Annotated in this window: 1 protein-coding gene; it reads left to right on the forward strand. The window is 50.2% G+C overall.

Annotated elements, in window-relative coordinates; all coding sequences use genetic code 11:
* Positions 1-626 (forward strand): M9 family metallopeptidase N-terminal domain-containing protein (locus R7Q48_RS28505; protein WP_318133691.1); only part of this gene is annotated, 626 nt, incomplete at both ends.

Here is a 626-nt window from a genome sequence, read left to right on the forward strand (position 1 = left end):
GCATCAACGAGCTGTTCTCTGCTCAAAGCAGAGTGCAAGAAGCGGCGTTTGATTCTGACCACATGTACAACGTGGCAAAGCATACGGTGACTTTGGCGAAGGCCTATACTGGCGGTGGTAGTGATGAGCTTGAAGCCTTGTACTTGTATTTGCGCGCTGGCTATTACGCCGAGTTTTACAACAACAATATCTCGTTTGTTTCTTGGGTCACGCCCGCAGTGCAAGAGGCGGTAGACGCGTTTGTAAACAACGCTAATTTTTACGAAAACAGCGACTCGCACGGCAAGGTATTAAGTGAAGTGATCATTACGATGGACAGTGCGGGGCTGCAACACGCTTATTTACCGCAAGTGACGGAGTGGCTGACGCGCTGGAATAACCAATACGCTCAAAACTGGTACATGCGCAACGCGGTGAATGGGGTGTTCACCATCTTATTTGGTGGTCAGTGGAACGACCAATATTTGCAAACCATCGGTAACCAAACCGAACTTGCAAAAGCATTGGGTGACTTTGCGTTGAGAGAGTCCTCGATAGGAGCGAGTGACGAGTTTATGGTGGCAAATGCGGGTCGCGAATTGGGGCGTCTGACCAAATATTCGGGCAGTGCCGCCACAACGGTGAGT

Source organism: Vibrio sp. 378, assembly GCF_033339435.1.